This is a genomic window from Methanolobus zinderi (assembly GCF_013388255.1).
GTDB lineage: Archaea > Halobacteriota > Methanosarcinia > Methanosarcinales > Methanosarcinaceae > Methanolobus > Methanolobus zinderi.
In genome coordinates this window covers 1038279-1064092 of record NZ_CP058215.1, presented here as the reverse complement: position 1 = coordinate 1064092, position 25814 = coordinate 1038279, and the positions used below count along the sequence as shown (strand labels likewise).

Annotated in this window: 34 protein-coding genes; 16 read left to right on the top strand and 18 right to left on the bottom strand. The window is 42.2% G+C overall.

The features are described from left to right. Positions 1-19: 19 nt before the first annotated feature. A complete protein-coding gene (locus HWN40_RS05295) occupies positions 20-361 on the top strand; it encodes a DUF4878 domain-containing protein (protein ID WP_176964762.1) in 342 nt (113 codons plus the stop codon). Between the two features lie 114 nt (positions 362-475). Here the strand turns inward: HWN40_RS05295 and HWN40_RS05290 are convergent, their stop codons facing one another. The 3 genes from HWN40_RS05290 to HWN40_RS05280 are packed head-to-tail and all read right to left on the bottom strand — an operon-like array spanning position 476 to position 4089. After that, entirely contained in the window at positions 476-1609 is a 1134-nt protein-coding gene (locus HWN40_RS05290; RefSeq protein ID WP_246275985.1) for a (Fe-S)-binding protein, read from the bottom strand. Next, positions 1596-2588 (bottom strand): DUF523 and DUF1722 domain-containing protein, encoded by a 993-nt coding sequence (locus HWN40_RS05285; protein ID WP_246275984.1) that lies wholly within the window; start codon positions 2586-2588, stop codon positions 1596-1598. The genes HWN40_RS05290 and HWN40_RS05285 overlap by 14 nt, the downstream gene beginning before the upstream one ends. A gap of 55 nt (positions 2589-2643) precedes the next feature. After that, on the bottom strand, positions 2644-4089 hold the full coding sequence (locus tag HWN40_RS05280; protein ID WP_176964761.1) for an aminoacyl-histidine dipeptidase: 1446 nt from the start codon (positions 4087-4089) through the stop codon (positions 2644-2646). 128 nt (positions 4090-4217) lie between these two features. On the opposite strand from HWN40_RS05280, the gene HWN40_RS05275 reads away from it, so the two are divergent. From HWN40_RS05275 to HWN40_RS05260, 4 genes are all read left to right on the top strand, one after another. Continuing rightward, positions 4218-4745, top strand: coding sequence for an O-acetyl-ADP-ribose deacetylase (locus HWN40_RS05275; RefSeq protein ID WP_176964760.1), 528 nt, complete (start codon positions 4218-4220; stop codon positions 4743-4745). 387 nt (positions 4746-5132) lie between these two features. Then, the gene (locus HWN40_RS05270; RefSeq protein WP_176964759.1) at positions 5133-5840 is read left to right on the top strand and encodes a type 1 glutamine amidotransferase; all 708 of its coding nucleotides are present in this window, start codon (positions 5133-5135) and stop codon (positions 5838-5840) included. 14 nt (positions 5841-5854) lie between these two features. Beyond that, positions 5855-6391: a GNAT family N-acetyltransferase gene (locus HWN40_RS05265; protein ID WP_176964758.1), complete on the top strand. Its 537-nt coding sequence runs from the start codon at positions 5855-5857 to the stop codon at positions 6389-6391. A 116-nt stretch (positions 6392-6507) separates the two neighbouring features. Further along, on the top strand, positions 6508-7773 hold the full coding sequence (locus HWN40_RS05260; protein WP_176964757.1) for a PGF-pre-PGF domain-containing protein: 1266 nt from the start codon (positions 6508-6510) through the stop codon (positions 7771-7773). Positions 7774-7899: 126 nt separating this feature from the next. Here the strand turns inward: HWN40_RS05260 and HWN40_RS05255 are convergent, their stop codons facing one another. Genes HWN40_RS05255 through HWN40_RS05240 form a run of 4 tightly spaced genes read right to left on the bottom strand, consistent with a single transcriptional unit; the run spans position 7900 to position 10310 of the window. Next, entirely contained in the window at positions 7900-8274 is a 375-nt protein-coding gene (locus HWN40_RS05255; protein WP_176964756.1) for a putative zinc-binding protein, read from the bottom strand. A gap of 12 nt (positions 8275-8286) precedes the next feature. Next, positions 8287-8517: a thioredoxin family protein gene (locus tag HWN40_RS05250; RefSeq protein ID WP_176964755.1), complete on the bottom strand. Its 231-nt coding sequence runs from the start codon at positions 8515-8517 to the stop codon at positions 8287-8289. Between the two features lie 47 nt (positions 8518-8564). Beyond that, positions 8565-9254: a metallophosphoesterase family protein gene (locus tag HWN40_RS05245; protein WP_176964754.1), complete on the bottom strand. Its 690-nt coding sequence runs from the start codon at positions 9252-9254 to the stop codon at positions 8565-8567. Between the two features lie 3 nt (positions 9255-9257). Next, the gene (locus HWN40_RS05240; protein WP_176964753.1) at positions 9258-10310 is read right to left on the bottom strand and encodes a permease; all 1053 of its coding nucleotides are present in this window, start codon (positions 10308-10310) and stop codon (positions 9258-9260) included. A gap of 95 nt (positions 10311-10405) precedes the next feature. Between HWN40_RS05240 and HWN40_RS05235 the strand changes: the two genes are divergently transcribed. The 3 genes from HWN40_RS05235 (at position 10406) to HWN40_RS05230 (ending at position 13294) form a co-directional block, all read left to right on the top strand. Then, the gene (locus HWN40_RS05235) at positions 10406-11275 is read left to right on the top strand and encodes a class I SAM-dependent methyltransferase (protein ID WP_176964752.1); all 870 of its coding nucleotides are present in this window, start codon (positions 10406-10408) and stop codon (positions 11273-11275) included. 298 nt (positions 11276-11573) lie between these two features. After that, positions 11574-11696 (top strand): symporter small accessory protein, encoded by a 123-nt coding sequence (locus HWN40_RS13685; protein WP_343044098.1) that lies wholly within the window; start codon positions 11574-11576, stop codon positions 11694-11696. Further along, a complete protein-coding gene (locus tag HWN40_RS05230; RefSeq protein WP_176964751.1) occupies positions 11696-13294 on the top strand; it encodes a sodium:solute symporter family protein in 1599 nt (532 codons plus the stop codon). The genes HWN40_RS13685 and HWN40_RS05230 overlap by 1 nt, the downstream gene beginning before the upstream one ends. A gap of 360 nt (positions 13295-13654) precedes the next feature. Here the strand turns inward: HWN40_RS05230 and HWN40_RS05225 are convergent, their stop codons facing one another. The 4 genes from HWN40_RS05225 to HWN40_RS05210 all read right to left on the bottom strand — a co-directional run bounded on the left by HWN40_RS05225 (position 13655) and on the right by HWN40_RS05210 (position 15436). Next, positions 13655-13972 carry a hypothetical protein gene (locus HWN40_RS05225; protein WP_176964750.1) on the bottom strand — a complete coding sequence of 106 codons (318 nt, stop codon included), beginning with the start codon at positions 13970-13972 and terminating at the stop codon, positions 13655-13657. Continuing rightward, positions 13959-14132: a hypothetical protein gene (locus tag HWN40_RS05220; RefSeq protein ID WP_176964749.1), complete on the bottom strand. Its 174-nt coding sequence runs from the start codon at positions 14130-14132 to the stop codon at positions 13959-13961. Before HWN40_RS05220 ends, HWN40_RS05225 begins: the two co-directional genes overlap by 14 nt. Further along, positions 14132-14491 carry a hypothetical protein gene (locus HWN40_RS05215; RefSeq protein WP_176964748.1) on the bottom strand — a complete coding sequence of 120 codons (360 nt, stop codon included), beginning with the start codon at positions 14489-14491 and terminating at the stop codon, positions 14132-14134. The genes HWN40_RS05220 and HWN40_RS05215 overlap by 1 nt, the downstream gene beginning before the upstream one ends. 72 nt (positions 14492-14563) lie before the next feature. Further along, positions 14564-15436, bottom strand: a complete 873-nt coding sequence (locus tag HWN40_RS05210) for a hypothetical protein (protein WP_176964747.1) — start codon at positions 15434-15436, stop codon at positions 14564-14566. A 627-nt stretch (positions 15437-16063) separates the two neighbouring features. On the opposite strand from HWN40_RS05210, the gene HWN40_RS05205 reads away from it, so the two are divergent. Beyond that, positions 16064-16261 (top strand): DUF2683 family protein, encoded by a 198-nt coding sequence (locus tag HWN40_RS05205; protein ID WP_176964746.1) that lies wholly within the window; start codon positions 16064-16066, stop codon positions 16259-16261. Further along, entirely contained in the window at positions 16258-16518 is a 261-nt protein-coding gene (locus HWN40_RS05200; RefSeq protein WP_176964745.1) for a type II toxin-antitoxin system RelE family toxin, read from the top strand. The genes HWN40_RS05205 and HWN40_RS05200 overlap by 4 nt, the downstream gene beginning before the upstream one ends. Positions 16519-16586: 68 nt before the next feature. Here the strand turns inward: HWN40_RS05200 and HWN40_RS05195 are convergent, their stop codons facing one another. Next, the gene (locus HWN40_RS05195) at positions 16587-17156 is read right to left on the bottom strand and encodes a hypothetical protein (RefSeq protein ID WP_176964744.1); all 570 of its coding nucleotides are present in this window, start codon (positions 17154-17156) and stop codon (positions 16587-16589) included. Positions 17157-17241: 85 nt separating this feature from the next. Then, on the bottom strand, positions 17242-17823 hold the full coding sequence (locus HWN40_RS05190) for a hypothetical protein (RefSeq protein WP_176964743.1): 582 nt from the start codon (positions 17821-17823) through the stop codon (positions 17242-17244). A 278-nt stretch (positions 17824-18101) separates the two neighbouring features. On the opposite strand from HWN40_RS05190, the gene HWN40_RS13640 reads away from it, so the two are divergent. Then, positions 18102-18224 carry a symporter small accessory protein gene (locus HWN40_RS13640; RefSeq protein WP_281361411.1) on the top strand — a complete coding sequence of 41 codons (123 nt, stop codon included), beginning with the start codon at positions 18102-18104 and terminating at the stop codon, positions 18222-18224. Then, positions 18224-19810, top strand: coding sequence for a sodium:solute symporter family protein (locus HWN40_RS05185; protein ID WP_176964742.1), 1587 nt, complete (start codon positions 18224-18226; stop codon positions 19808-19810). The genes HWN40_RS13640 and HWN40_RS05185 overlap by 1 nt, the downstream gene beginning before the upstream one ends. A 246-nt stretch (positions 19811-20056) precedes the next feature. Here HWN40_RS05185 and HWN40_RS05180 read toward each other — a convergent pair whose 3' ends face one another. After that, positions 20057-20755 (bottom strand): metal-dependent hydrolase, encoded by a 699-nt coding sequence (locus HWN40_RS05180; protein ID WP_176964741.1) that lies wholly within the window; start codon positions 20753-20755, stop codon positions 20057-20059. Positions 20756-20836: 81 nt separating this feature from the next. Between HWN40_RS05180 and HWN40_RS05175 the strand changes: the two genes are divergently transcribed. Together HWN40_RS05175 and mreA are read left to right on the top strand one after the other, a co-directional pair. After that, complete coding sequence (locus tag HWN40_RS05175) at positions 20837-22003, top strand: DUF2117 family protein (RefSeq protein WP_176964740.1); 1167 nt, start codon at positions 20837-20839, stop codon at positions 22001-22003. Between the two features lie 102 nt (positions 22004-22105). Further along, a complete protein-coding gene (mreA, locus tag HWN40_RS05170; RefSeq protein ID WP_176964739.1) occupies positions 22106-22486 on the top strand; it encodes an MreA family transcriptional regulator in 381 nt (126 codons plus the stop codon). Between the two features lie 25 nt (positions 22487-22511). Here mreA and HWN40_RS05165 read toward each other — a convergent pair whose 3' ends face one another. Together HWN40_RS05165 and HWN40_RS13635 are read right to left on the bottom strand one after the other, a co-directional pair. Continuing rightward, positions 22512-22724, bottom strand: coding sequence for a hypothetical protein (locus HWN40_RS05165; RefSeq protein WP_176964738.1), 213 nt, complete (start codon positions 22722-22724; stop codon positions 22512-22514). After that, positions 22721-22846: a hypothetical protein gene (locus HWN40_RS13635; protein ID WP_281361410.1), complete on the bottom strand. Its 126-nt coding sequence runs from the start codon at positions 22844-22846 to the stop codon at positions 22721-22723. Before HWN40_RS13635 ends, HWN40_RS05165 begins: the two co-directional genes overlap by 4 nt. Before the next feature lie 201 nt (positions 22847-23047). Here HWN40_RS13635 and HWN40_RS05160 point away from each other — a divergent pair, with 201 nt between their 5' ends. After that, complete coding sequence (locus tag HWN40_RS05160; protein ID WP_176964737.1) at positions 23048-23722, top strand: hypothetical protein; 675 nt, start codon at positions 23048-23050, stop codon at positions 23720-23722. A gap of 64 nt (positions 23723-23786) precedes the next feature. On the opposite strand, the gene HWN40_RS05155 is transcribed toward HWN40_RS05160, so the two are convergent. Together HWN40_RS05155 and HWN40_RS05150 are read right to left on the bottom strand one after the other, a co-directional pair. Beyond that, positions 23787-24515 (bottom strand): MinD/ParA family ATP-binding protein, encoded by a 729-nt coding sequence (locus HWN40_RS05155; RefSeq protein WP_176964736.1) that lies wholly within the window; start codon positions 24513-24515, stop codon positions 23787-23789. Positions 24516-24519: 4 nt separating this feature from the next. Next, positions 24520-24927, bottom strand: coding sequence for a hypothetical protein (locus tag HWN40_RS05150; RefSeq protein WP_176964735.1), 408 nt, complete (start codon positions 24925-24927; stop codon positions 24520-24522). 179 nt (positions 24928-25106) lie between these two features. Here HWN40_RS05150 and HWN40_RS05145 point away from each other — a divergent pair, with 179 nt between their 5' ends. After that, entirely contained in the window at positions 25107-25790 is a 684-nt protein-coding gene (locus HWN40_RS05145) for an RAD55 family ATPase (protein WP_176964734.1), read from the top strand. The last annotated feature ends 24 nt before the right edge of the window (positions 25791-25814 follow it).

Sequence of the window (25814 nt, the reverse complement as noted above, 5' to 3'; positions counted from 1 at the left end):
ATTAACTGCAGGTGTTTTCATGAAAAAAATGATAATAACGACAATTCTGCTTATTTCTCTGCTTGCAGCCGGTTGTGCAGGTCTTGGAAGCAGCCCGTCAGATACAGTAGAAAACTTTGTATCGGAATTTGACCAGGGAAACTATGATACCTGCTACCAGATGATGTCATCCGCTTACAAACAGGAAACCGGGCTTGCCGATTTCATAAGTCTCTCCAGGGATGTAAATCCTGAGAAATATGAATTCATCGAAGTTAGTGAAGAGTATGTTGATGGAGATACTGCAGTTGTAGACGTGCTGGTTAACGAATCCTCAGTGGCTGTAAAATTCTCACTCAAGGATTTCTTCGAGGTCGAATAGGAACATGAAGAAGTTGTAAAACAGATTGAACTGGTCAAACAGGAAGATGAGTGGAAGTTCACCGAATTCCCATATGCTCTTACCTGATTGATTGTATAATGAGGATACAAATCCTCATTTTCCTAGCACGCTTTCAGCAAGCAGCACGGAAATATCCTTCATCTCCATTTCCTCATCCTTTGACTTGCACGCACCCTCCATGTGATGCATGCAGAAAGGACAGTAGGAGGCCAGCATGTCAGCTTTATCCTTGTAATCTTTAACCGATAGCATGGCAATATTGTTCGCAATCTCCGGGAAATTTGGTTTAAGGCCCGCCGGGCCGCCACAGCACACCTGTTTTTCCTCAAAGAGCTCTTTTACTTCAACACCCATGCTTTCAAGAATACTGCGCGGGATATCCTTTGATCCTCTGATCGGGCATGCATCCCTGACAGAAACAGCCAGATCGAGTTTCCTTGGTTTGAGTGTTCCATCTGCTATCATATCTTTGAACACTTTAAGGGAATGCTCAACCTCAAAGTTCAGCTCACGATAGAGTTTCGGATACTCCTTACCAAGTACAATGTAACAACCGGGACATGAGGCTATTACCTTCTTCACTCCAAGTGACTCGATATAATCAACGAACTTCCTAGCGTGCTCTGCAAGCTGCTCGAGATGGCCGTTATCTACGAGGAAAAGTCCGCAGCATTTCTCATCCTTCAGAATCATGGGTCTTATACCTGCATGATTTAGCAGACGAATGGTCGCCCTTGCAATATCCGGCTGGCTGTATGAAACCCAGCAGCCTGCCATGTAAGCTATCTCAGAACTTTCGGCAATGTCAAGGTCATCTGTTACCCAGTCAAACCTCTTAGACGGATCCTTGGCTCCGGGACTGTTGTGCTCAATTATGTTCTGTGAGATGGCGGTGGTCTTTGCAGGCTCCCTACCCTGCTGTGCCAGCAATTGCCTCTCATACTGGATGATATCTGTTATCGGAATATCCACAGGGCAGACATCATCGCATGCGCCACAGCGAGTGGAAAGGTAGATGTTATCATACTCATCTTTTGAGAGCTCCTCACAGGCAACTATCTTTGCAAGCGATTCGATCTTTCCCTGAGGCGTGAACCTGTTCCCGTCGGTCACCATATTGACAGGACAGACATCCCAGCATTTCTTACAGTCGATACATGAATCTATTATTTCCTGGAAACGATACACCTGATCACCTGAGTTCTGAAGTGGGTTATTTATTTTCACTCCAGTAATCCTTATCTCTTTTGCTGTCACCGGGCATGCGCAGAACATCAGGATAGGGATAAAGGATAGTATAGTTGTCAAGATTTTCAGCATCATAGCGATGTACATAAAGCCTGAGAACCTCTGTCAGTGCATCTTCATCGATACGCATTTCCAGATAGTTTTGCAGATGATTCTTAAAGAATTCTTTTTCAGAGGATGACATGGAGGAGTCAAAAGAAGAAACGATTTTCTGTGCAACCGCAGCCTTCGATTCCGGGTCTCCTGGTTTTTGCATGAGTTCCTTGAGCATCTCTTCATAAGCCGGAATTATTCCATAAGCTGCACCATTTGGCTTATTCTCAAGCAGATCACACATTTTCCTGTATGTGTTATCATTATAGAAAGAGAACAGAAAAGCATTTTTTTTATTGAATTTCAACATCTCGTCAGACAAAGCTGAATCCTTTACCTGTCTGAAATCGGCAAAGGTATACAGTTGTGTAAGGAAATGATGACGTATCCTGTAATTTCGCAAACGATCATCCTCTTCCATGGGATAGCCTGCATATTTATCCAGGATCTTCTTTGTAAAGAAACCCGATCCTCTTTCGACAACCGGAGCCATCGTTTCCCCTGAATATACCTTGATATTCCTGATCCCTATGGTCGGGGAACCTGATTTGAAGATAAAACCATCCACATCTTCAAGCCGGGACAGGAAATTGTCTGTGAAATCATCCATTTCCCTGGTGACATCCCTGCCTGTTTTTGGCTGAACAAGGCGGTAATTGCCTTTTTCTTTAACTATTCGTATAGGCTCTCTGGGAACCCCGAGACCGATCTCAACCTCAGGACACACTTTTATAAAATCAACGATAGGTTCTAGGTCCCTGACTATTTGTGAGTGGATCACCTGGCCGTTATAGCGCACATTGTCAAATTCAAGGCATCTGCTAACAAGTATTCTCGGTCTTGGGAAATCAGACAGTTCTTTCATTGTTACCATAGCAAAATATGATTTCTTTTTATTTCCCTTATTCGAATAAATGGTTCTAAGAAAAGGAAGATAAAAGAGCGGTCAGGAACTGCCACACTTTCAAAACCGAGGGGATATACAGCTTTTCATAGGGAGAATGAGGGTTTTTGATAGTAGGACCGAAAGAGATCATATCCATACCCTGAAATTTTGATCCGATGACGGCACATTCAAGACCCGCATGTATTACCTCGATATCAGTTTCCTCACCGAAGGTTTCCACATAAATTTCCCTTGACCGCTGCAAAAGAGCAGAATCCAGATCAGGTTGCCATGCAGGATAACCACCATCGTGCAAGACGGTTGCACCTGCAGATTTTGACATATCCTCTATTTTTTTTGTCATTTCAGTAAGTCCAGTATCAGTGGAGCTGCGCTGGCTGGACAGGATCACAAGATGATTATCACAGGTTGTTATGGTCGCAAGATTATTTGATGTTTCCACAAGTCCGGGCACATCCTCCGACATCCTGGCAACGCCGTGTGGCAATTGTTTCAGTAAAGCAATAATGTCCCCGACAAGCTTGCTTTTAATTAAAGGACATTCATTGATCTCTCCCTGTTCCAGAAGCCTGATGGATAAAGTCGGATCCATCTCCTGATATTCGCTCGCCGTATTTTCCTCCATCTCACGGACAATTGAAAGAGCATCCTCATACTCATGAGGAGGGATTGCTATCAGGGCTTCTGCCTGGCGAGGGATCGCGTTGTGTGCAGAGCCGCCCTGCATACTGATAAGACCAACATTAAGGTCTGTGAACACAGCCTCAAGACATCCTGCCAGGATTTTGTTGGCATTAGCTCTTTTTTCGTGTATGTCTATACCGGAATGACCACCTGCAAGCCCGTTGACAGCAAGCCTGCATATAATATGACCTTCAGGAAGCGTGTCATATTCCAGCGGAATACGTATTGTGATGTTCAGGCCACCTGCACAGCCAATGATAAATACGCCTTCATCCTCCGAATCAAGGTTCAACAATATCTTACCTGAAACAAAATCCGGCATCAGCGCGTTGGCACCTGTCAGGCCGGTTTCCTCGTCCACCGTGAAAAGCAGTTCAAGGGGAGGATGTGGAAGGTCCTTATCCTTTGCAAGTACCAGGGCCATCGCAATCGCGATACCATTATCAGCACCCAATGTCGTGCCCCGGGCTTTGAGCCAGTCTCCGTCTATGTACTGATCCACGGGGTCTTTGCTGAAATCATGGGATGAGGCCGGATCCTTCTCACATACCATATCCATATGGCCCTGGATAACCACCACAGGAGCTGTCTCGTAACCCTTTGAAGCAGGCACAGTGATCAGAATATTGTTGACACTGTCATACCTGACATTAAAACCATTGGACAGGGACCACTCCTTCAGCCAGTTCGCAATCCTTTCTTCATGTTTCGAACATCTGGGGATACTATTGATCTCCTGTAGTACGTCAAGTATTTCCTGTGTGATATGGTCCATAAGATCAAATCCTTTGTCCTGTCTTATTCAAGCTGTAAATTGATAGTCTACTGATTTTTCTGAAAATAAACGAATAAAACATATATCTGCAAAAAAGTACTTAGATTTATACTATTATAGAGCGAAACATGAGCAGCTGTAATACAATAAGTGTAATCATGGGAGATATCGTCGATCAGGAAGTTGATGCCATAGTAAATGCGGCAAATAATTCACTGCTTGGCGGAGGAGGTGTTGATGGTGCAATACATATGGCTGCAGGTCCTCAACTTCTTGAAGAGTGCAGGAGCCTTGGTGGATGCCCAACCGGAGAAGCACGGATAACCCGGGGATACAGTCTTCCTGCAAAACATATAATCCATACAGTAGGACCTGTCTGGCAGGGAGGTAACGCAGGAGAAGATCTGCTTCTTGCAGACTCCTACCGCAGTTGTCTTGAACTTGCTATGGAACATGAAATAAGGAGTATCGCATTTCCCGGAATCAGTATTGGTGCCTATGGTTTCCCGGTTGACAGGGCATCTGTTATCGCAGTCAGCTCCATCAGGGAATTCCTTCAGGGTACTGAATTACTGACCGATATAAGGCTTGTTTGCTTTAATCAGAACGCATATGATAATTATTCAAGTGCTGTTGACAGGATATTTAATGACTGATTAACAGCTTTTTCAGATATTTTCCACTCACTGTGAATTTTATATCATCATTATGAGCATTATCTGATTTTTTAGAATGACGCTAGATTTATATAGTAGAACTGTAATGAAATAGGTTGCACAGGAAATGCACAGAATATAGATTATCCATATGATGGCGTGGTACAACATGGTGGTGGTACGGAACTACCCGACCATAAAAAACAAGCCCCGAAGATACAGTTCATTACTGGTGGAGTATGGGCACGAATGCTGAGGTGGTAGCATTCCTTCGGGGTCTTCTTTTAACATTTGGTTCATTGCACACTTAAACCAGGATTTTATTGTCAATATCTTTCGAAGGGACTTATAATAAGCTATTTATGAAAAACTCCTATTTTAGTTTACATGAAAGTGCTGGTTATCAAGAACATATCAAGAGAAGGTCCTGGCATTCTTAAGGATAGTCTGGAGAACAGGAAAATAGAATATGATATTGCGGACCTTGAAGCTGGCGACACCTTTCCGGATCCCAGGGATTATGATGCCGTTTTTGTTTTCGGAGGACCTGATAGTGCCAATGACAGAACAGAAAAGATGGAAGATGAAATTGCTAAGGTCAGGACAATTATTGAGAACGACATACCATATATGGGCATATGTCTTGGTATGCAGGTCCTGGTAAAAGCAGCAGGTGGCAGGGTCCTGAAAAGTGATGTGAAGGAAATTGGATTTACAGGACCTGATGGTGAATATTTCGAGGTGGAAATCTGTGAAGGAAAAGAAAATGAAACTTTTCTGGCCGGGCTTAAGAATCATTTTAACATTTTTCATCTTCACGGAGAAACGGTCGAGCTGAATGAGGATATGGAACTGCTTGCGAGAGGAAAGTTGTGCAGGAACCAGATAGTCAAGGTTGGGAGAAATGCATATGGTATCCAGGGACATCTTGAACTTAACTTTGAGATGCTGAATCTGTGGCTTGAAAAGGACCCTGAGCTCAGAGCTCTTGATAGTGAAAAAATCAGGAAGGATTTTCAGTTAATAGAAGAAGGCTACAGGAAAAACGCAGAAAATTTATTTAGTAATTTCCTTCATATAGCAGGCTTGATTTAAAACCAGAGGAAGTTATGAAAATCCCGACATCATTGAAAACTGACAGGCTTCTTATAAGACGTTATAATTCAGAAGACCTCGAAGGGCTTTATCGATTTTTCAACAACAGAGAAGTGACACGTTATACCGATATGCCTGCAAGCCAGAGCTACGGGGAAACTAAGGCATTCCTGGATATGCTTATAGATTCCTATGATTCCGACGAGCCAACCTTTGCCATGGCGATCTGTAAAATCGATGATGGGGCGGTGGTAGGTTCCTGTGGTTTTGCTTCTGCCGAGTTCCTTCCCGAGACACAGATATATTACGCGATCTCGCCGGAATTCCAGGGGAAAGGGTACGCAAGCGAGGCTGCCGCAAAACTTATCGAGTATATGTTTCTGGTACTTGACATAGACAGGATAGCTGTTTACTGTTCTCCTGAAAATCCGGCCTCATCGAAGGTTGCCAGGAAAATAGGCCTGAAATATAAGGGACAGGTACGACAGAACGAAAGGGATGCCGAACATTTCCTTCTGACACAGGAGGAATATCTGTCTGGAGATAAATAAGATCATGAGACTGCCAGACAGGAATGAAAATACGCAATATTATAAAGCATATTCTAATAAAAATATATAAATATAATTGTTTGCATAATATAAGTGCAACGTATAAAGGTGTGCAGATGCGAACATATAAAAACAAATTACCAGTCAGGACTACATGTTTCCTGATAGCCATAACTCTTCTTTGTCTCATTTATAGTGCTTTTCCGGTTTCAGCTCAGGCTGTTGTGAGTATTTATCCTTCAAGTCCAACGGTTCAGACAAACCAGAATTTCACTGTCTATGTCAATATCGAGCCTGAATCTCCATTTGTAGGTGCACAGACAAACATCGACTTTGACAGTTCATTGATAACGGCAGGTGCTGTTACGGAAGGTGAATTGTTCGGTGGCGAGCAGACACTGCATATCTTCAACAATGGTACAATAGATAACCAGAGCGGAACAGTCAGCGGTCTCTATGCGGCTGTCCTCGGTGGAAATCAGGTATCAGACAGTGGCACCTTTGTAGAGGTCGAGTTCATCAGTCAGGATAAGACTGGTTATTCGGATCTGGGACTATCGGACCTGATATTAAGTAACTCAGAGGGACAGGCAATCCCTGTTAGCATTGAGACTGAAGGAATAACTGTAATTTCTGCCGAAAATGAGGATACTCAGGAAGAGAGCTCAGGAGCAAGCTCCGGTGGAGGAGGCGGAGGTGGTTCTGACACATCGGAAGACGTTGAGAACATTGATCTCAAAGAGGTAAAAAGTATCTATGTACTCAGTGATACGAATATCTCCTACCAGTTCAATGAAAAAAACAACCCTGTTACTTCAATTTCCTACCATTCACTCAAGACCGCAGGGCAGATCACAGCTACAATTGAAGTCCTGAAGGACATTTCGTCCACAGTGACCGAAATGCCAGCCGGAAAGGTCTACAGACATATTAACATCTGGGTTGGAAAACACGGATATGCCACAGAGGAAAATATGGGAGAGATTTCTATCGGTTTTAGTGTTCCAAAGGAATGGATGTCAGATAACGAAATAAAAGCTGAAGATATCAGGCTTAATCGTTTCAGCAACGGTAAATGGAACGATCTGCAGACATCTGTTGTCGATGAAAATTCCGACCAGGTATTCTTCAAATCCATGACACCCGGTTTCTCTCCCTTTGCGATTACTGCTCTGGAAAAATCCGGTTCGTCTGTATCAACGGATGAAAACATTCCTCTGGATGAATTGTCAGATACTGATGAAGAAGTAAAAGGAGTAGAGCTAAGCGAAGAGACAGAGCCTGAAAAAGAAACAGAGACCAGCGGCCAGCAGCTTGCCCAGAATTCATTACTGCTTTTGATAGCATCTATGTTTTTACTAATGATAATAAGAAAAGAATGAAGTTTTCGAGAGCATAATTATTACATAGAACGAGATGATGCAGGGAAAAGTAGTTTCAATTTAATTGACTCTACAACCCTGCGTTGATCCCGAAATTGGTGTACACAAAAAAAATGTCAGAATTTTTCAGAGTTCTTTTTGAACTTTTGACAGTACCTCTTTCACCTGTGAAGTTTCAAGGTCCAGATCCTTGTTCTTCTGTATGCCAAGATCTGTCAGTAGTATATGTTTATCAACATTAATGCCCGCCTGCTCCATTGTCTCCTTTGCGCAATTGACAGGACAGCCGTCAATTACTATGATCCTCTCACAGCCTTCAGCTGACTTCAGCAGCCCTGATCTGCGACCACCGATACCAACAGTGCACATCATATTGCCAACACCCGCTTTGTGTAACTCCACAGCTATGACATTACTCAGTTGGCCTACATTCGATGCACCGGCGCATGGGAAAATACCCACATTGTCGGATTCACAGGAACATTTTATTTTTTCAGCCATTCTGGTATCTCCTCAGGCAATCCATTTTTTGACATTGTCCATACTGGGAACCTTACCGGCTATCTTGACATCGCCATCCACAACAACACCGGGAGTGAGCATCACACCATAGGAGAGGATCGTATCCATGTCCTCGACTTTAACTACCTCGGCATCCACTCCGGCCTCATTAACAGCCTGCTCAACAATTTCCTTTGTCTTCTTACACTTTGCACAACCTGATCCAAGAATTTCTATTTTCATATTTATGCCTCCAATCATTTATTTCCCGTATTTGTTCTCTATTATAATCAGTATCCTCTCTTTAGTATAGAAACCAATTCTTCGGAATTAGACATCTTTTCACTTATACATCTGCACGTACTTTCAAGATCATACTCACACCTTATGATCTTAGCTTCAAGGGTTTCTGTATCAAAAACAGCACAACTGGCAAGAGGATTCCCATCCCTTGGCTGGCCTACCGAGCCCGGATTGATGAGCATTACATCGTTTACTTCCCGAATCATAGCTTTATGAGAGTGTCCGGTAAACAGAATATCCGCATTGACCCCCTCAAGCATCTCAAGTATTTCCTTATCAGATGTCTCGGGCAATATATACTCAAAATTGGACCGCGGGCTCCCGTGTGTAAAATATAGCCTGTGTCCGTCAACTACCTTTTCAACCTTGAAGGGAAGCTGTCGCAGAAATGTCAGATGGTCTTCTTTCAGGCATGACCATGTATACTCCCGGGTGGATGTAGAAAGATGCTTATATTTGTAGCCGCAACCACAGTCGATTCCTGTTCCTACTGCAGCATCGTGGTTACCGAGTACTGTTTCCATATTCCTGCTCCTGATGATGTCAATACATTCCGCAGGTGATGGTCCATAATCCGCAATATCCCCGAGGCAGATTACTTCATCATGCGGCACTTTCAGCACTGCATCAAGTGCCTCTTTGTTACCATGGATATCAGATATCAGTAATAATTTCATTTTTTACACCTGTATACCGTTAGCAAGATAGGAGGCAAACATTATTCCCGAGAAGGCTGCAACTATCACTACAAGCAAAATGTATGTCATGCCTTTTTTCAGACCCATTATCCGGCTTATTACGATCATGTTAGGGAGGCTCAGGGCAGGGCCTGCAAGCAACATTGCAAGAGCCGGACCCTTGCCCATTCCAAGAACCGTAAGGGCGCTGATTATGGGTACCTCTGTCAGGGTTGAGAAATACATAAGAGCAGCAGAGACAGATGCTATTATGTAAGAGCCTGCATTCGCTCCGCCAACATATTCTACCACATATTCCGCAGGGATAAGTTCTACGATGATTCCCGCAAAGAAGACACCCACAAGCAACAGGGGAGTTATCATTTTGACAAGGAACCATGTCTCGCTCATCCAGCTCTGCCTTTCTTCTGCGGTGAACCATTTGAAAGATACATACACTGTGATAAGTATAAGAGGAATCTCAACAAGCAGCATGGTTGACCATGCAGTGAGTATTTCCGGCACCACAAGAATTGCAAGCAACAGTACGAAGAGCCATGCACTGTGAGCATGCTTTTCCTCACCGAAGGTTTTGATTGATTTCCGCTCGCCGTTGTTTCGTTCAAATATGAGCGCCATTGACAATCCTATAACTACAGAAAGGGTTATGGCAGCAAGTGCTCTTGCGATACCCAGATCATAGCCAAGTATCTTCGCTGTATAGACTATTGCGAGTATGTTGATTGCAGGCGCCGAGAACAGGAAGGTTGTGGCGGGACCAATACCCGCACCTCTCTTGTATATGCCTGCAAACAGCGGCAGGACCGTACAACTACATACAGCAAGCAGACACCCGGAAACCGCTGCCACGGAGTATGAGACGTGCTTTGGTGCATCAGCTCCGAAGAATGTAAGCACCGACTCTTTCGAGAACAGGGATGCTATAGCACCTGCCAGGAAAAAGGCGGGTATCAGACATAGAAGCACATGCAGGGCAAGGTATTCCTGCAATGATGCAAAGCCAACCGATATAAGATGAGTTATGTAGGGGTCCATTATTTCAAATAATGTTGAAACTGTATATATAGATTATGGTTTCAAATCTTTTTGAAATACAAAATGATTTTATCCTCCAAAACAAATTGGAGAACATGTCATTCAAACCTATAGGAAAAGTAGTCAACTTTGCAGATGAAGAGACAATGGAACTGCTCGCTTTGTGGAAAGAGGCTGTAAGTGAGGTCGAACTTAACAAGCACAATAAAGCATCATCTTACATTTTTGAGGACTACACTCATTACATTGTGGTCCATGACCCCCTTGAAATGGAGTTTTCACCAAAGAGGGATGAATGGAATAAGAGGTTCTGCCGGGAAACAGGAGTCTCGGTCGTTAAACTTGTAAAACATGACAATAACAAGCTCTATTTCGAAGGTCTGTTTGCCGCGAACAACTCATCTGTCTATGGAATACTTCCTTACACGGAGTTCGACCATCCGGAAGCAAGTTACCCCAGTCAGGGAATGGGGAAACTAAAAAAGACAGTGCTTTCCGAGGTTGTGCCGTTTATCAAAGGAAAGAACATCCTTGACGTCGGTTGCGGGCTGGGAGCGGGAAGTCTTGAGATAGCACGCCAGCACCACGCGTCCAGTGTTCTCGGAGTAGATCTTCATGAAGGAATGATCAGACAATGCAGTTTCAATGCGGAGATCTACAACATAGACAATGCCAGCTTTGAAACAGCAAATGTCTATGAGCTGCCATATGAACATGATAAATTCGATACAGTTACCTGCTTCTTTATGCTGCACCATCTGGATGATATCCCGGAGGCACTTGAGGAAATTAAAAGGGTACTTGCAGATGGAGGAAAAGTCTTTGCAGCCGAACCCCTGAACCACCACCATGGTGAAAAAAGAGAAGGTAAGGACTGGGTCAGACTCTTTGAAGATGCAGAATTCTCCGCTGAATCAAGAAATATAAGCAGAGCGGCCTTTATACAGGCAACAATTGAAAAATAGGCGATCCTGAAATAAGTGCTCAGGGAGGAATCGGGTGCATGGCACCCGATAATCTAGAGCCTGCGTGCACACTCAAGACAACGAGGTAAACTGCGTACATTCATATTATAATTGAATGTGCACTGATGTTACAAACTACCAGCTTTGTAACACTATTTCTACTTGAATTTTCTTAGATAAATAGATTATGGATGCTTTTTCTAAGTTTCAAAGTAACAAGACAACAAAACCATGGTCGAAAGCTTAAAATATGCCCCGTGTTAACCAGTAACATTACTACTTTTCAGGAGTTAGAAAAATGTTAGGAATAGAGGACCCCCAAATATGGATCGCATACATATTATGCTTCCTGAGCGCGATAGGATGCATAATATACGGTGTATTTAACTGGAATAAAGGCCAGGACGAGGAGGTTTGCTGATGGCAGTCAGCACACCGATCCTGGGTATTGCCGTACTCATCTACATGATGGTAGTGTTCTACCTGGGATGGCTGGGATATAAGCAGACCAAAGACACTGACGACTACATGCTGGCAGGCAGAAAGATCAATCCGCTTGTACTGGCACTGTCCTATGGTGCAGCGTTTATCAGTACATCAGCTATAATCGGTTTCGGAGGATATGCAGGAGCATTCGGCATGGGTGTGCTCTGGCTTGTGTTCATGAACATCTTCGTAGGTATATTCATAGCATTTGTTCTCTTTGGATCTAGGACCAGACGTATGGGAGTAAATCTCGGAGCAGTTACCTTCCCGGAGCTTGTGGGAAGAAGGTTCCAGTCCCGTTTCATACAGGGTTTTTCCGGTGCACTGATCACCATGTTCATGCCTCTTTATGCAGGCAGTGTGCTGATCGGCGGAGCACGTTTCATGGAAACAGCCCTCAATATAGAATATAACAGTGCAGTACTTATCCTCGCAGTTATCGTAGCCGCATATGTGATTACAGGCGGACTTATCGCAGTCATGTATACCGATGCACTTCAGGGCGGACTGATGTTCATCGGAATGGCCATCCTTTTCGTGCTTACTTATGCCAGGCTGGGAGGAATTGTGGAAGCCCACCAGTCACTCACAAACATGGCTCATCTTGTGCCTGAGAACCTGGCTGCCGTAGGACATACTGGCTGGACTTCAATGCCTGCATTCGGATCACCTGTATGGTGGACACTGTTCTCTACAATAATACTTGGTGTGGGAATCGGAGTACTTGCACAGCCACAGCTTGCAGTACGTTTCATGACTGTTAGGAATACACGCTCGCTTAACAGGGCCGTACTCTCAGGAGGACCCTTCATCTTAATGATGGCAGGAGTCGCTTATATCGTGGGTGCGCTTTCAAATGTGTATTTCCTGGATACCAGAGGTATGATCTCACTGGAAGCTGCAGGTGGCAACATCGATGTTATCATGCCGGAATATATCAATAGTGCAATGCCGGACTATTTTGTTATCTTCTTCCTGCTGACCCTGCTTGCCGCTGCCATGTCTACACTGAGTTCCCAGTTCCATACCATGGGAACGGCCATCGGACATGATTTCTACCGGGAATTTATCATGAGGGGAAAGATCGGAAAGACAATAACCATCACAAGGGCAGGAATTGCTACAACAATACTTATCAGCGTGGTGCTTGCTTATATACTCCCGATCGGAATAATCGCAAGGGCAACAGCAATTTTCTTCGGACTCTGTGCAGCGGCCTTCCTGCCGATGTACACCGGAGCCCTTTTCTGGAAACGCATGAACAGGCAGGGAGCAACGGCAAGTCTGCTCGTGGGAACCTTTGCAAGTCTTTTCTGGCTTACATTCGTGCATGCCAAGGAAGCTACCGCACTGGGTATAAGTCAGGCTCTTTTCGGTGTTGATACAATACTCACAGGAACATGGACAGTAGTTGATCCGATACTGGTTGCCACACCACTTGCATTCCTTACGGCAATAATCGTGAGCCTGGCAACAGAGCCTGATTCACAGGAGCATCTGGAAAAGTGCTACAACCGGAAAAACAGTGAATAAGCGGTTAATACTTTCACCCCACTTGGATCAGCACTTTATATTCAGAACATAAATCAGTATATAAGTGCGGGCATGATGCACACGCCCTACACGCTTCTGGGCGTGATGGATCAGCCTCTTCCCTCTTTATTTTTTGAGCGATTCATTCTCCTTTCTATTATCTAGTTTACTGACTTTGTATTAGAATCAAACAGGTAAGAAACAATGTTTCGTAGAAATGCATTGAAGATTCTACTGAAAAGTTTTATTGAAGAAAAGGACTAGACTAAGTATACACAGCACGATTGTAACGGTCACATACTACAACATTATATATCTTTAAAAAACCCATATGATTAAATTTTTGAATCTAAATTATTTTCAGTAGATTGAAAGTGCCTCATCGGCACTGATTATCTCTATTCCTATTAACTGGTTGACCTTCTCTTTGATGCTTAACAATGATCGTTCATCCACTGTTGCAAGAGGACTAGCATACTGATATGCAAGCACAACTATCGGAGCATCTTTTGGTTCTATACCCAGAGCAGTTGCCAGAGCACAATATTCAGGACGGTTACGTACTTCTTCCAAAACCATCATTTCAAAATCAATAGGTGTAAATGTAGTTTTAACAAAAGGTTCTCTGAAAATAGACCATATCGCTGTTTGAAGTTGATCCAGGTCATGCTTTTTCATTGTTAGCCCCTCTCAATACATTATTTACAACTTCTATTGCAATGTATGGAGAAACTACAGGTTTCAGATCACCCGACAGGACTTTATTTATAAGCAAAATACATTTCTCATCAGTACCAAGAAAAGCGTGGATCCATACACAGGAATCCAGAACTATCATTACTGCTCCTTAAGATCCTTGTGAGCCTGTGCATACTTCCTGTCAACGGAGTCACCTGTACTCTCAATGGAAATATTCAGTTCTTCTTTTGAAACACTCTCTCCCACGGATGTAAGCATTTCCAATGCCCTATCTGCCGATATTGGCTCCTTCCAGGCACAGCGCATAATATCAGCAGAATGGCTTGCTTCCCTGAACAGTTCTGCCCTTCTCTTGCCTAGGTCAAGATCTTCAAGGTAGTGAACTATTGCTTTTTTCACAAGCTCTTCCCTTGAATGCGCATAGCCGTCTCTGACTCTTGAATCTACCCTGCGAGCCAGATATTCACCGATATTTACGTCTGCAACAGTTCCTGACATCTAATGTATAGAATGTAGTCACCCTAAATATAAATTCTGCTTTTGAATCTATGACTTTATTTTTCGACAATTTTACCTATCATAAGACTTCCTCCCCGCTAAGAATAAAAAAGCAATTATCAAAAACAGAAAAGCAAAAACAGATTGGAAACCAGGAGCTTTTTCGACATCCTTATCTGAGTCTTTTTCTGTATCTAGACTCGTTTCTTGTTCATCAACTAACATTGAATCACCAATATCTTCTTCGGTATTTTCTACATAATCTACAAAATCACTTCCTTCTGTAGGTATGGTTTCAAAACCATAGTATCCACTATTATAAACAGCATCTTCACTAACGATTGAAGTGATATTTGTCTCATTAATTATTGTTTCATAGTACCATGGCCTTAAATTTGAAGTAGCTGAATAACTATGAGAATATTTCTTGAGTATATTTATTGCATCTTGAGAATCGACATCTTCATAAAATAAAACTGCTAGTTTTACCTCTCCATTTTCTGTCCTTGCCCAGGCAGGAACATCCAGACCATATGTTCGATCATACTTATTCTCAACAGGTATTGGTCCCATCCATCGCAAACCGCTTTCGGCCGGAAGATCTGCGGGTGTCATATCCGCAGGCATTGAAACCAGAACTGTGTATGGAGCAACACCTTCTAAAAATTGAACACCACGGTCCTGCAGCAATTGCCTCTGCTCTTTATTTGGATTGGCATAGAACTGGAGTAATACATGCTTCCTTTCCTTCGTACTGATGGACAGTGACTCATCTTTTTCCTGATTCTTCAGATTCTCACCAAACTTCATCGGTTGAGGAGTGAATTCTTCTCCGCCATAACGCTCAAAAGTATACTTGTCTGAATTGTTCTCTTCTGCACCCGTAATCGAAACGCATAGCACTAATACTAATGCAATGACCACTACACTGCCCTGTCTTTTCATACTCCCACACCTTTCAACCTCATACTCTGAATTTTTACCTAATAATAGTAAAACTTTGTTCTATAAAACAGGTAAGAAACATTGTTATCTAAGAAGAGTAGATATTTTTTATAGCAGAATAATAAAGAAAAAAAGGAGTTTATTCTATCATTATTATAAATATGGACAACTATCATTTGCTTGTGCTGATATCGACCAGTCGTTGATGAAACTTATCTGCTAAATCGGAACGCTGTTGACCGACATGTCTACACTGGTCAGCCTGTCCAAGTCATCGTATCCTTATATTCTCACAGAATTGAGGACATTGTCCTCAACCTCAAGAATATTGTCGACATTATCGAACTCGTAGTTAAGGTCCTGAGACTTGCGGTGTGTATTTTGTCCAGCAGAAGTTTTTCTGTATTGTAAGTATATGAAGTAAGCACGCCATTGGATAGTTTTTGGTGGTGGTGACTTTATCCCTTGCACTGTAGTCAAGGTTATCAATGACATCTTAAAAAATTCGTTGGTAATCCACAGTCAAAACTACATATTGTAATTACTCGTAGGAACCCCATGCCTAAGTACAGAGTAGTTCACAAGGTCATCAACACTCTTATATACCTACAAGCAAGAATATCCCCTATGAGAAACGCTCACACTTCTATTCGAAAGTTTAGCAGTAGAAAGATAGCTCGAAGTAAGAAAGCATCCTATCCTCCTGAAGAATGTTTTAATTCTGAGTTCATCAAAGAAATTGAGCAAAGCATACAAGACGTTAAAGATGGAAAAGGTACCAAGTACGATTCACTTGAAGACTTGTTTGCCAGTTATGAAAAATGACATATCGAGTAGTTACAACACCTCGTTTTGAGAAAGAGACTAAAGTTCTCTTCAAAAAGGATCCTGTTCTCTTCAACCGTTTTAAGAAAGCTGCTACTAGTATTCGTGATAATCCAGAATGCGGAAAACCTTTACGTAATGTTCTCAAAGGATATCGCAGGGTTCATGTTGGCCATTTTGTTCTGATCTATGAGATCGATGGCGACAACAACATAATTACTCTTGTAAGTTTCACTCACCACGATAAAGCGTATTGATTCATGTCCTTCCTACCAGCCTTCTCTTAATTTCAACATCTACAATTTCATAGTTTCAAATTATCCATTCAATATCTTTCATAATATAACTCATTTTCCTTTTCACGAATGTGGTTTTCAAACTCTGCCCTGAAATTTTCGATACTTGGATGTCCTTCAAACTTTTTAGCACGGAGAAACGCCAAGAATAATATTGGAACAAGCAAAGCTATCAAAATAAGACCTGCCATTGACCCACTTATTTCTGTTTTCCCGGCATGATAAAGCCCAATAAAAAATGCAACAATAGCGTAAAGTATTTGCCAGTTTTTAAAGCCGAAATCGGCATACCATTCCATTTGAGTTTTATCTAGCCACTCTTCCTTAAATATCACATTTACAGAATCAAAGACTTGCTTGTTTTCATCCTTTTTATATGTTGTAACAGAGATCTGCTTGATTTCACTTGTACCTTCAATATTTAACGATGGATAATAATGTATAAAATTTCCATAGTCTTTTGGGTCTTTCATGATATATATTGTTCTGTAGTTTTTATTCCAATAGAAATCACATATAATGTAAATGAGCTTCTCTTTTGGAATTCTGATTATAGTTTCAAATCCAAATGATTGGGGATCAGCAATGATTCTATCCATAATTTGGTTGGTGATACTCAATTGTGGATCTAGGTTTGTTACTGAATCCTCAGGTTGCTGCACTGAAGGATAAACTCTCAGAACGTTATTCCTTCTCCTCTCTGTGGATAAGTTCCTCGAATTCTTTCCTGTATTTCAGCGTGTCCGGATGTGAGTCGAGTTTATTGGCTTTGCGCTTTAAAACAATATAATATACTGGCCAAATAAATATGAATAGAAAACTTGGAAAAGCTACCATAAAACAATATCGATGCCATGGAGAATCTGATGGACATATGATCCATGCGAAATGTGTTGCAGCAATAAAAACTATCAAGAAATATGGAAGTCCAAACAGATGCCATTTCTTTAAACCAAGGCTTAAATACCATACTAATTTAGTTTCAATTCCTGCTTTTGAAAAAGCTATATTAACTGAATCAAAAAACACATACTTGTTTTCTTTTTTATTATGAGTATGCACACTAATTTCCGTAATTCCATCTATGTTATCAATTCTCTTTGATGGCTCGTAATCTTCGTAACTTATATCATCTTCTGTCTCTCTAACAAGTTTTATTGTTCGGTGATCCTTTGTCCAGTAAAAATCACAAATGGTATACACTAAATCTATTTTTGAGATTTTAGTTTGAATTTCTAAGTCTGGTTTTCGCATAACATATGCCATAAGTGTACACTCTCTGCTCTAATGCAATGACCACTACACTGCCCTGACTTTTCATATTCCCACACCTTTCAACCTCATACTCTGATTTTTTACCTAATAGTAGTAAAACTTTGTTTTATAAAACAGGTAAGAAACATTGTTACTTTGGTTTTATAATTCGGCCTTCTCCCGTTGTGATTAAAGGTTGATTTCATTTCCATAAATTTAAATACTGGTGCGTGATAACACATAACACAGTAGAACATCACGATTTTTAATTAAGTAAATGGAGATGAAAAATGCTTGGAATTGATGACCCGCAGATATGGATTGCATATATATTATGCTTCCTGAGTGCGATTGGCTGTATAATATACGGCGTAATAAACTGGAATAAAGGACAGGATGAGGAGGTCTGCTGATGGCAGTAAGCACACCTGTCCTCGGGCTTGTTGTCCTTATCTATATGATGATTATTTTCTATCTGGGATGGCTTGGTTACAAAAAGACAAAACAGACCGATGACTACATGGTAGCTGGAAGAAAGATTCACCCCTACATTCTTGCGATCTCATACGGAGCCACCTTTATCAGTACTTCCGCAATAATCGGATTCGGCGGAGCTGCAGGTGCTCTTGGTATGGGCCTTCTCTGGCTGGCATTTATGAACATCCTTGTAGGTATCTTTATCGCTTTTGTAGTATTTGGCAAGAGAACACGCCGCCTTGGTCTGAAACTCAATGCCGTCACATTCCCGGAACTGCTTGGAAAAAGGTTCCAGTCCCGTTTCATACAGGGATTCTCCGGGGCGCTTATAGGAATTTTTATGCCACTGTATGCAGGTATTGTCCTGATAGGTGGTGCAAGGTTTGTTGAAGCGACACTGAATATAGATTATGATGTCGCAGTGCTTATTCTTACTGTTATCGTCGCAGCCTATGTAATAACAGGTGGACTTATCGCAGTTATGTATACCGATGCCCTTCAGGGAAGTCTCATGTTCATCGGAATGGCATTCCTGATGGTATTTACATATATCAAGCTTGGCGGCATAAGTGCGGCACATACGGCGCTTACTTCAATGAGCGGAATGGTACCCGATAGTCTTGCAGGTGGCGGACACCTTGGATGGACCTCCATGCCGGCCTTCGGATCACCGATATGGTGGACACTTGTATCGACCCTGGTGTTGGGAGTAGGTATTGGCGTGCTTGCACAGCCCCAGCTTGCAGTACGTTTCATGACCGTCAAGAACGATCGTGCGCTTAACAGGGCCGTACTTGTCGGAGGACCCTTCATTCTTATGATGACCGGTGTGGCTTTTACAGTCGGTGCACTTTCCAATGTTTATTTCTTTGATAATCTCGGACAGATCTCAGTTGCTGTGGCCGGTGGGAACACTGACCTGATCATGCCCGAATATATCAACAGCGCCATGCCTGACATTTTTGTGGTTCTTTTTATGCTCGCATTGCTTGCAGCAGCCATGTCAACACTTAGTTCACAGTTCCATACAATGGGAACAGCTATCGGACATGACTTCTATCGTGAGTTCCTTAAAAAGGGAGATATCGGGCAGACCATAAACATAACCAAGATTGCCATAGCACTTACTATTCTTGCAAGTGTCGTACTTGCATACATACTGCCAATAAGCATAATCGCAAGGGCCACGGCAATATTCTTCGGACTCTGTGCAGCGGCTTTCCTGCCGATGTATGTAGGAGCACTTTTCTGGAAACGCATGACAAGGGAGGGTGCGATCGCAAGCCTGCTTGTGGGTACCTTTGCAAGTCTGTTCTGGCTTGGTTTCGTGCATGCTTCAGAAGCTGTCCCCCTGGGCATCAGCCAGGCCCTGTTCGGTGTTGATACAGTACTCACCGGTACATGGACCGTAGTTGATCCGATCCTTGTTGCCACACCTCTGGCATTCATTGCCGGGATAGTTGTGAGTCTTGCAACAAAACCTGCCCCAATGGACCATATTGAAAAATGCTTTGAAAACTAGATAACTTCAAGAGGGCCTCAAAAGCCCCTATCTTTTTTATTCTTACTGATCATGAGTAAACATACGCAAGACTACAGTATAGTCTGAATATTACTGATTTTATAGAAGGCAAAAGTCATATGACGAGAACTAGAGGGGATATATGTTTTTATAATTATAATCGACTTTTGCCTAATCTACTTTCGACATGATAAAATATAAACCTAACCATCGGACGCTCTGAAAAGCAAACTCTGTTACGTATTTTTATACCTTAATAGATATGCTTTCATTTATTCCCATCAGCACTACATCGGTATCAGATATTGATTTTACACATGATATGAAAATCTCAGGATCCTGTTTTATTTTTTCATAAGTATTGTAATGCATGGGAATTGCTATTTTGGGACGTAAAACCCCGACCGCATGTGCGGCATCGCGGGCATCCATGGTATAACGTCCCCCAATGGGAAGCAAAGCAACATCGGGATTATATAATTCACAGATCAGTTCCATGTCCCTGAAAAGTCCAGTATCCCCTGCGTGATAAACTGTAACATCTCCCGCACGAATTATAAAACCTGCTGCTTTTCCTCCATCAAAGCTATGCCCTGATTCATCTATAGATGAAGAATGACATGCGTCCGTCATGGAAATTGAAAAGCCATCCAGGTCAATTGTGCCGCCTATATTCATTCCTTCAGTGCTTACACCCTTTGATTTGAGATACTGTGAAAGCTCATGGATACATACAACCCTGCATCCGGTACTCAATGCAATTTCCACCGTATCACCTAAATGATCACGGTGCCCGTGAGTTACAGCAATGAGATCAGGTTCAAGATCCGAAGCTGAAACGGTTGCCGCAGGATTTTCATTGATGAACGGGTCGATAAGCAGCTTCTTTTCAGACGCGATTTCAAAACAGGAATGACCCAGCCAGGTGAGCCGTACTTCACTCATGCTAGACAATAATCCCTGTATAAATAATAATTTTGTGTCAGAATAGTTATATCCACACGATAAAATATACAAATTGAATTTATGGAAATCGGAGTTGTTGTTCACGGGCCGGATATAGTAGATTCCGGTATGGCTCACAGGATCATCGGATTGCTTCATGATCTGGGGAATGTCGAAGCCAGAATGGCAGGTACCATTGGTAAGACTGCAGTTCTTGATGCCCATATGGAAAAGATTATCGATATAAACGCTTCACTCAAACCAAGCGAATGTATTGAAGAGTTCTTTCACACAAAGGATGCCGTCTTTTTGCTCAATCAGGGAAAAACAGTCGATAACGGCCGTATATTTGGCAGTATTGTGGTTTCAAACCTTAAAGACAGAAACAGAAAACCTCTTATCCAGATAGAAAGCCCTTCTAGATCTGGTGGAGAGATCATTCCCTGGAATACTGCATCTTTTGACCTTGCAGGAAAAATGTCTGACCTGCTTGGAAGCCGACTCTCGGATATTCCCGAGATTGTTACGCCCATCAGCATAGAGGATCATGGCCACAGGATAACCAGAAAGATATTTGGAGTTCATAATGGTGAGAAAATACTGGTTAACGGTATTATCGTCGGACAGGCAATATCAGAGGATATACGCATAATCACAGAAGACGGTTTTATAACCGACATAAAAGGAGCACGTGTTAAGGAACATGGCCTGGAAAAGCTCCACAGATATGATGAAAAAAAGCCCATAGACATCAGAAAATGCTGGATAAAAAGCGGGCCCATACGAAGTAACAACTTCCTTGTCCGAAGGCACACATCTGCCCTGATGGAAAAAGGTGAGTCTTCAACCATAGACCGGATTTCTTCAGAAACGCCTGTATCCGGAATTAAAGCTGTGATCATCGACCATGAGGCTGAAAGTTGCTTCGAGCTTGCAAGTGGCGCGCAGGTTGCAATTACCGTGGGAGATGATACCACTGAAATTGCCGGAGATATTCTCTACAGGTTGAAGATACCGATCATAGGGATAACCGACGGGGATCTTGATGGATTTTCCCATAGAAAACACATCTATCCCGGATCTGTTGTTTTCAGGGTCAAGGAAGGGTATGATGATGTTGTGGGAAGGATGATAGGATCAGAGCTGTTCCAAGGGAAGAACAACGCTGACTTTGATTCAATCACACAGATCAAGTACCTTGTCAGGGAATTAATTAACAGTTATATAAAATTCAGTACAAATTATTAATTTTTTTTCTGTTTAAATCTGAGCATATATAACTTTAAATATAATAATTGCATATTATCTACTAGAGCTCTATTATGAGCAAGATATAATAAAGGGGTTATTATGAAAGACTATGAAGTCAAAATACTGGATGACACAGACTACAAGTTCATTGAAGCTTTGAAGAGTCTGGGCATGTCAAGGAACGTCGCAACAACACTCACCTATCTCTCAAATGTGGAGGAAGCATCCTCACAGGAAATTGAGATGAGTACCGGCCTCAGACAGCCGGAAGTAAGTGTTGCTATGAGACAGATGCGCGAAAGGAACTGGATTGATGTCCACAACAAGAAAGCCGTTGGCAAGGGCAGACCTACAAAGATCTACAAGTTGTCTGCACCTGTTGAAGACATAATCAAGCACTATGAGCGCAAGATCATAGAAGACACAAAAACAACGATGGATGCCATCACAAAACTGAAGAACATCACACGCAAGATGTGATTCCTTCTTTTGTGCCCGGTTTTATTTAACCCTGGGATGCTATGTACATTACGGTTAAATTGCCGGACACGGCCATTCCATCTAATGGAACGGCCTGCCCTTCTTTTAAAATGAGAACTGTTTCCTGATTGATATCAAGGATTTCCAGTACTTTTTCATAGGTGGTGCCTTCCGACACTTCCAGCTCTCTGCCGGAAGCATCGGAATTGAGAATTTCAATATCTAATTGTATGTTCAATCTGTGCTTTCACCGCCTTCAGATTTAAGGTCATCGAGGTTTTCTTGAATCAGTTTTTCTTCAAATTCAATGTTTTTCTTTTCACCTTTACGTTCATAACCTCTTTTCTGGAACTTTGACATACTAAAGCACCTCAAATATCATCTGTTTCGATAGGCTTTAATCCTTTCGGACCCAAAAGCAAAAGTGTACTCCACACAAGTATACTTGATTATCCGAATATAAGGTTCGCAGTCTTTTCATAGAAGATTCTGCAGACCACCAGTATATTAATATTATATTAGACGTTAATTAAAAACAGAAACAGCAGCTGAGTCATATATATGAATGCGGGGAAAGAAGTTCAGCTATCCAGAGATTTCCTGAGAACACTTGAAGGTAAAAGCTCCCTTTTCCTGTATGGAAAAGCGGAAATACCTGCAAGTATGGGTGATTTGATCACTGACTATTGCAACTTTTTTGACGGATCAGTACTACATCTGTACTGGAGCGAATCCCCCGATATGATTACAGGGCCGGTTGATTGTCAGATAACACAATTCAGTATTTCCCGGAACCTTACAAGTTCAATGATAAAGCTGGAAAGGCTGCTTGCAGACAAAAGCAGTCTGATAATTTTTGACAGTCTTGATGAGCTTTCACTTGAACTTGGTAGGAAGACATGTTCCAGGTTCCTTTCAGTACTTCTCCGCAAAGGACGTGAGCAGAACAGGACGATCATTTCATTTTACAGAGAAGACCTGAACACATTGGACCATGATTCAGAACAATACATCACCCGGTCATTCGATGAGGTCTTCAGGATAAGCGATAGCAGCATATATAGCCAGGACAAGAATCTTCAAGATCCTGAAATGTCATTGTCCCGGGAAAACTCATCAAAAGAGGATATGAATACTGAAATGGAAAAAATAAAAGATATATTCAGACTCACACCTGAAGAAAAAGAAGAACTGGATAAAATAGCCGGTGACAGGGTTCGTGAATACAGTATTTGATGTTACCGGATACAAAAAACAAAAAATATCTATCGTAAAAATTGAGAAGCGAAAAGCCTTTAATTCATACGAGCTTTTCAGCAATTGATCTTAACTGTAAGCAGTAATCACATTCGGGATCTTCTTCCATTACAAGCTTTCTCGACCAGGCACGTGCAACGTAGTCATCGAAGGCTATTGAACCAAGCAGGTCAGTCCCAAGTTTGTTGCTGAAGTCCTTTATCACTTCATCTATTTCCTTTTGCTTATCCCCGGGCGTTCTGTTAAAGAGCAAATTGGCCCTTGTACCCAGTTTTTCAGCCATGCTGGAAAGTATGTATGTCCCTCTGATATCCTGCACATCAACGGTGCAGATGATAGTAGCCTTGTCAACAAGGTTCATGGTCAGAAGGCTTGAGCGATTAATACCCGGACTGCAGTCAAACAGTAAGTGCTCAATACTGAGATCCCTCTGGAGAACTTTGATAAGCTCGGACATCTTTTCCCTTGCCTCACCGGGTGTGTTGAACAATGAAGAGATATCTTCTTCGCAGGCCCTTGTGGGCACTATATAGAGCTCAATACCCTCATGATCGTGTTTGTAGACTACATCCTGTGCCCTGCATCTGCCCTGCAGAAAATCGATCAGCGTCAGGTCATATTTGATATCAAAAAGGGAGTGAAGACCCGGACCGTTTACATCAGTGTCCACAATACATACCTTGCTGCCATCTCTGGCAAGCAGCACTCCCAGGTTTCCCACGAGAGTGGTCTTTCCAGTACCGCCTTTATATGAATGGAAACTCAACAGCATCCTCTCACCCCAGTAACTGATCAAGTTTATCCTCTACTTCCTCTACTGCAGACCAGTGCTTATCCTTATCCTGCACAGCCTTCTTCTTCATAGAGTAGTATATCTTCTTCCCCTTCCTCTCTCTCTCAAGCCAGCCTCCCCTGTACAGCTCATTCAGGTACTTGTTCTCAATGGACCTGTGCCTTCCTGTGACATCACTTACTTCATCGGCGGTACAGGATTCCAGTTTTGAGACGGCAAACAGTGACTTGCGGATCGAATCGGGAACCGTAAGAAAAACTGCCATCTTGTCTTCAATTGGCGGAGAAGAGTATGTTTCAAGTTTAGAAAGACGTGACTCCAGTAATTTTAAACGCCTGTCAATATCATACAGATACTCCAGAATATCAGTATTACTTTGTGGATCAGACATAGTTATCAACACGATAAAGTGAAATTTCTACTCTTTATCAAATTTAATAGATGTGATAATATATAAGTCTACTTAGTTTGTCTTATCCGTTTTACAAAGGTAATAAAACAATATTCGAATTTTTTTTTAGTTCGACAAATATATAAATAATCACGCCATACCTTGGTCGGGAGATTTACATGAGAAGTTCATCTTTTATACAGGGACTTGATGAGGTTCTCTGCGGAGGGTTTATTCGTCCTTCCGTGACCCTTGTTGCAGGAAGTGCAGGGTGCGGGAAGACAAATATCTGTTTCCAGTCACTTTTCGAAGCTGCAAAGCGTGGAGAGAACTGCGTATACGTATCCCTGCTTTCAGAATCCAGATCAAAGATCATACGTTCACTCTCATCCTTTGATTTTTTCAGTGAGGATGTTATAAATACAGGAAAACTCCGAATCTGTTCCATCAGTGCGGATACCATCGCAGAAGGCGATTTTTCAATATTTGAATACATACGGGAGCACGTACTCAACTATTCCCCTTCAAGGGTTGTCATTGATCCGATAACGATACTTTCCGAGATTGACAGCACCTTTGAAGAAAAACAGCTGAGAAGTTGTGAACTTCGTACCTTTGTCAACAATCTGTTCTACGAATTCGAAGAAAGAGATATACTCCTGCTTGTAACAGGAGAGATCCCTGAAGAGTCCATCGCTTCCAGTACATGGTCTTACATGGTTGACACTATCCTTGAGCTAAAGAGAAAAAAGGAAAATACGAACATACACCGCTATCTCGAAGTGATCAAAACAAGGGGAAGCGACTTTGTTGCAGGAGAGCACTCATTCCGGATCGAGTCTTGTGGAATTAATATGATATAAAATCACACGTTACAGACAATTAGC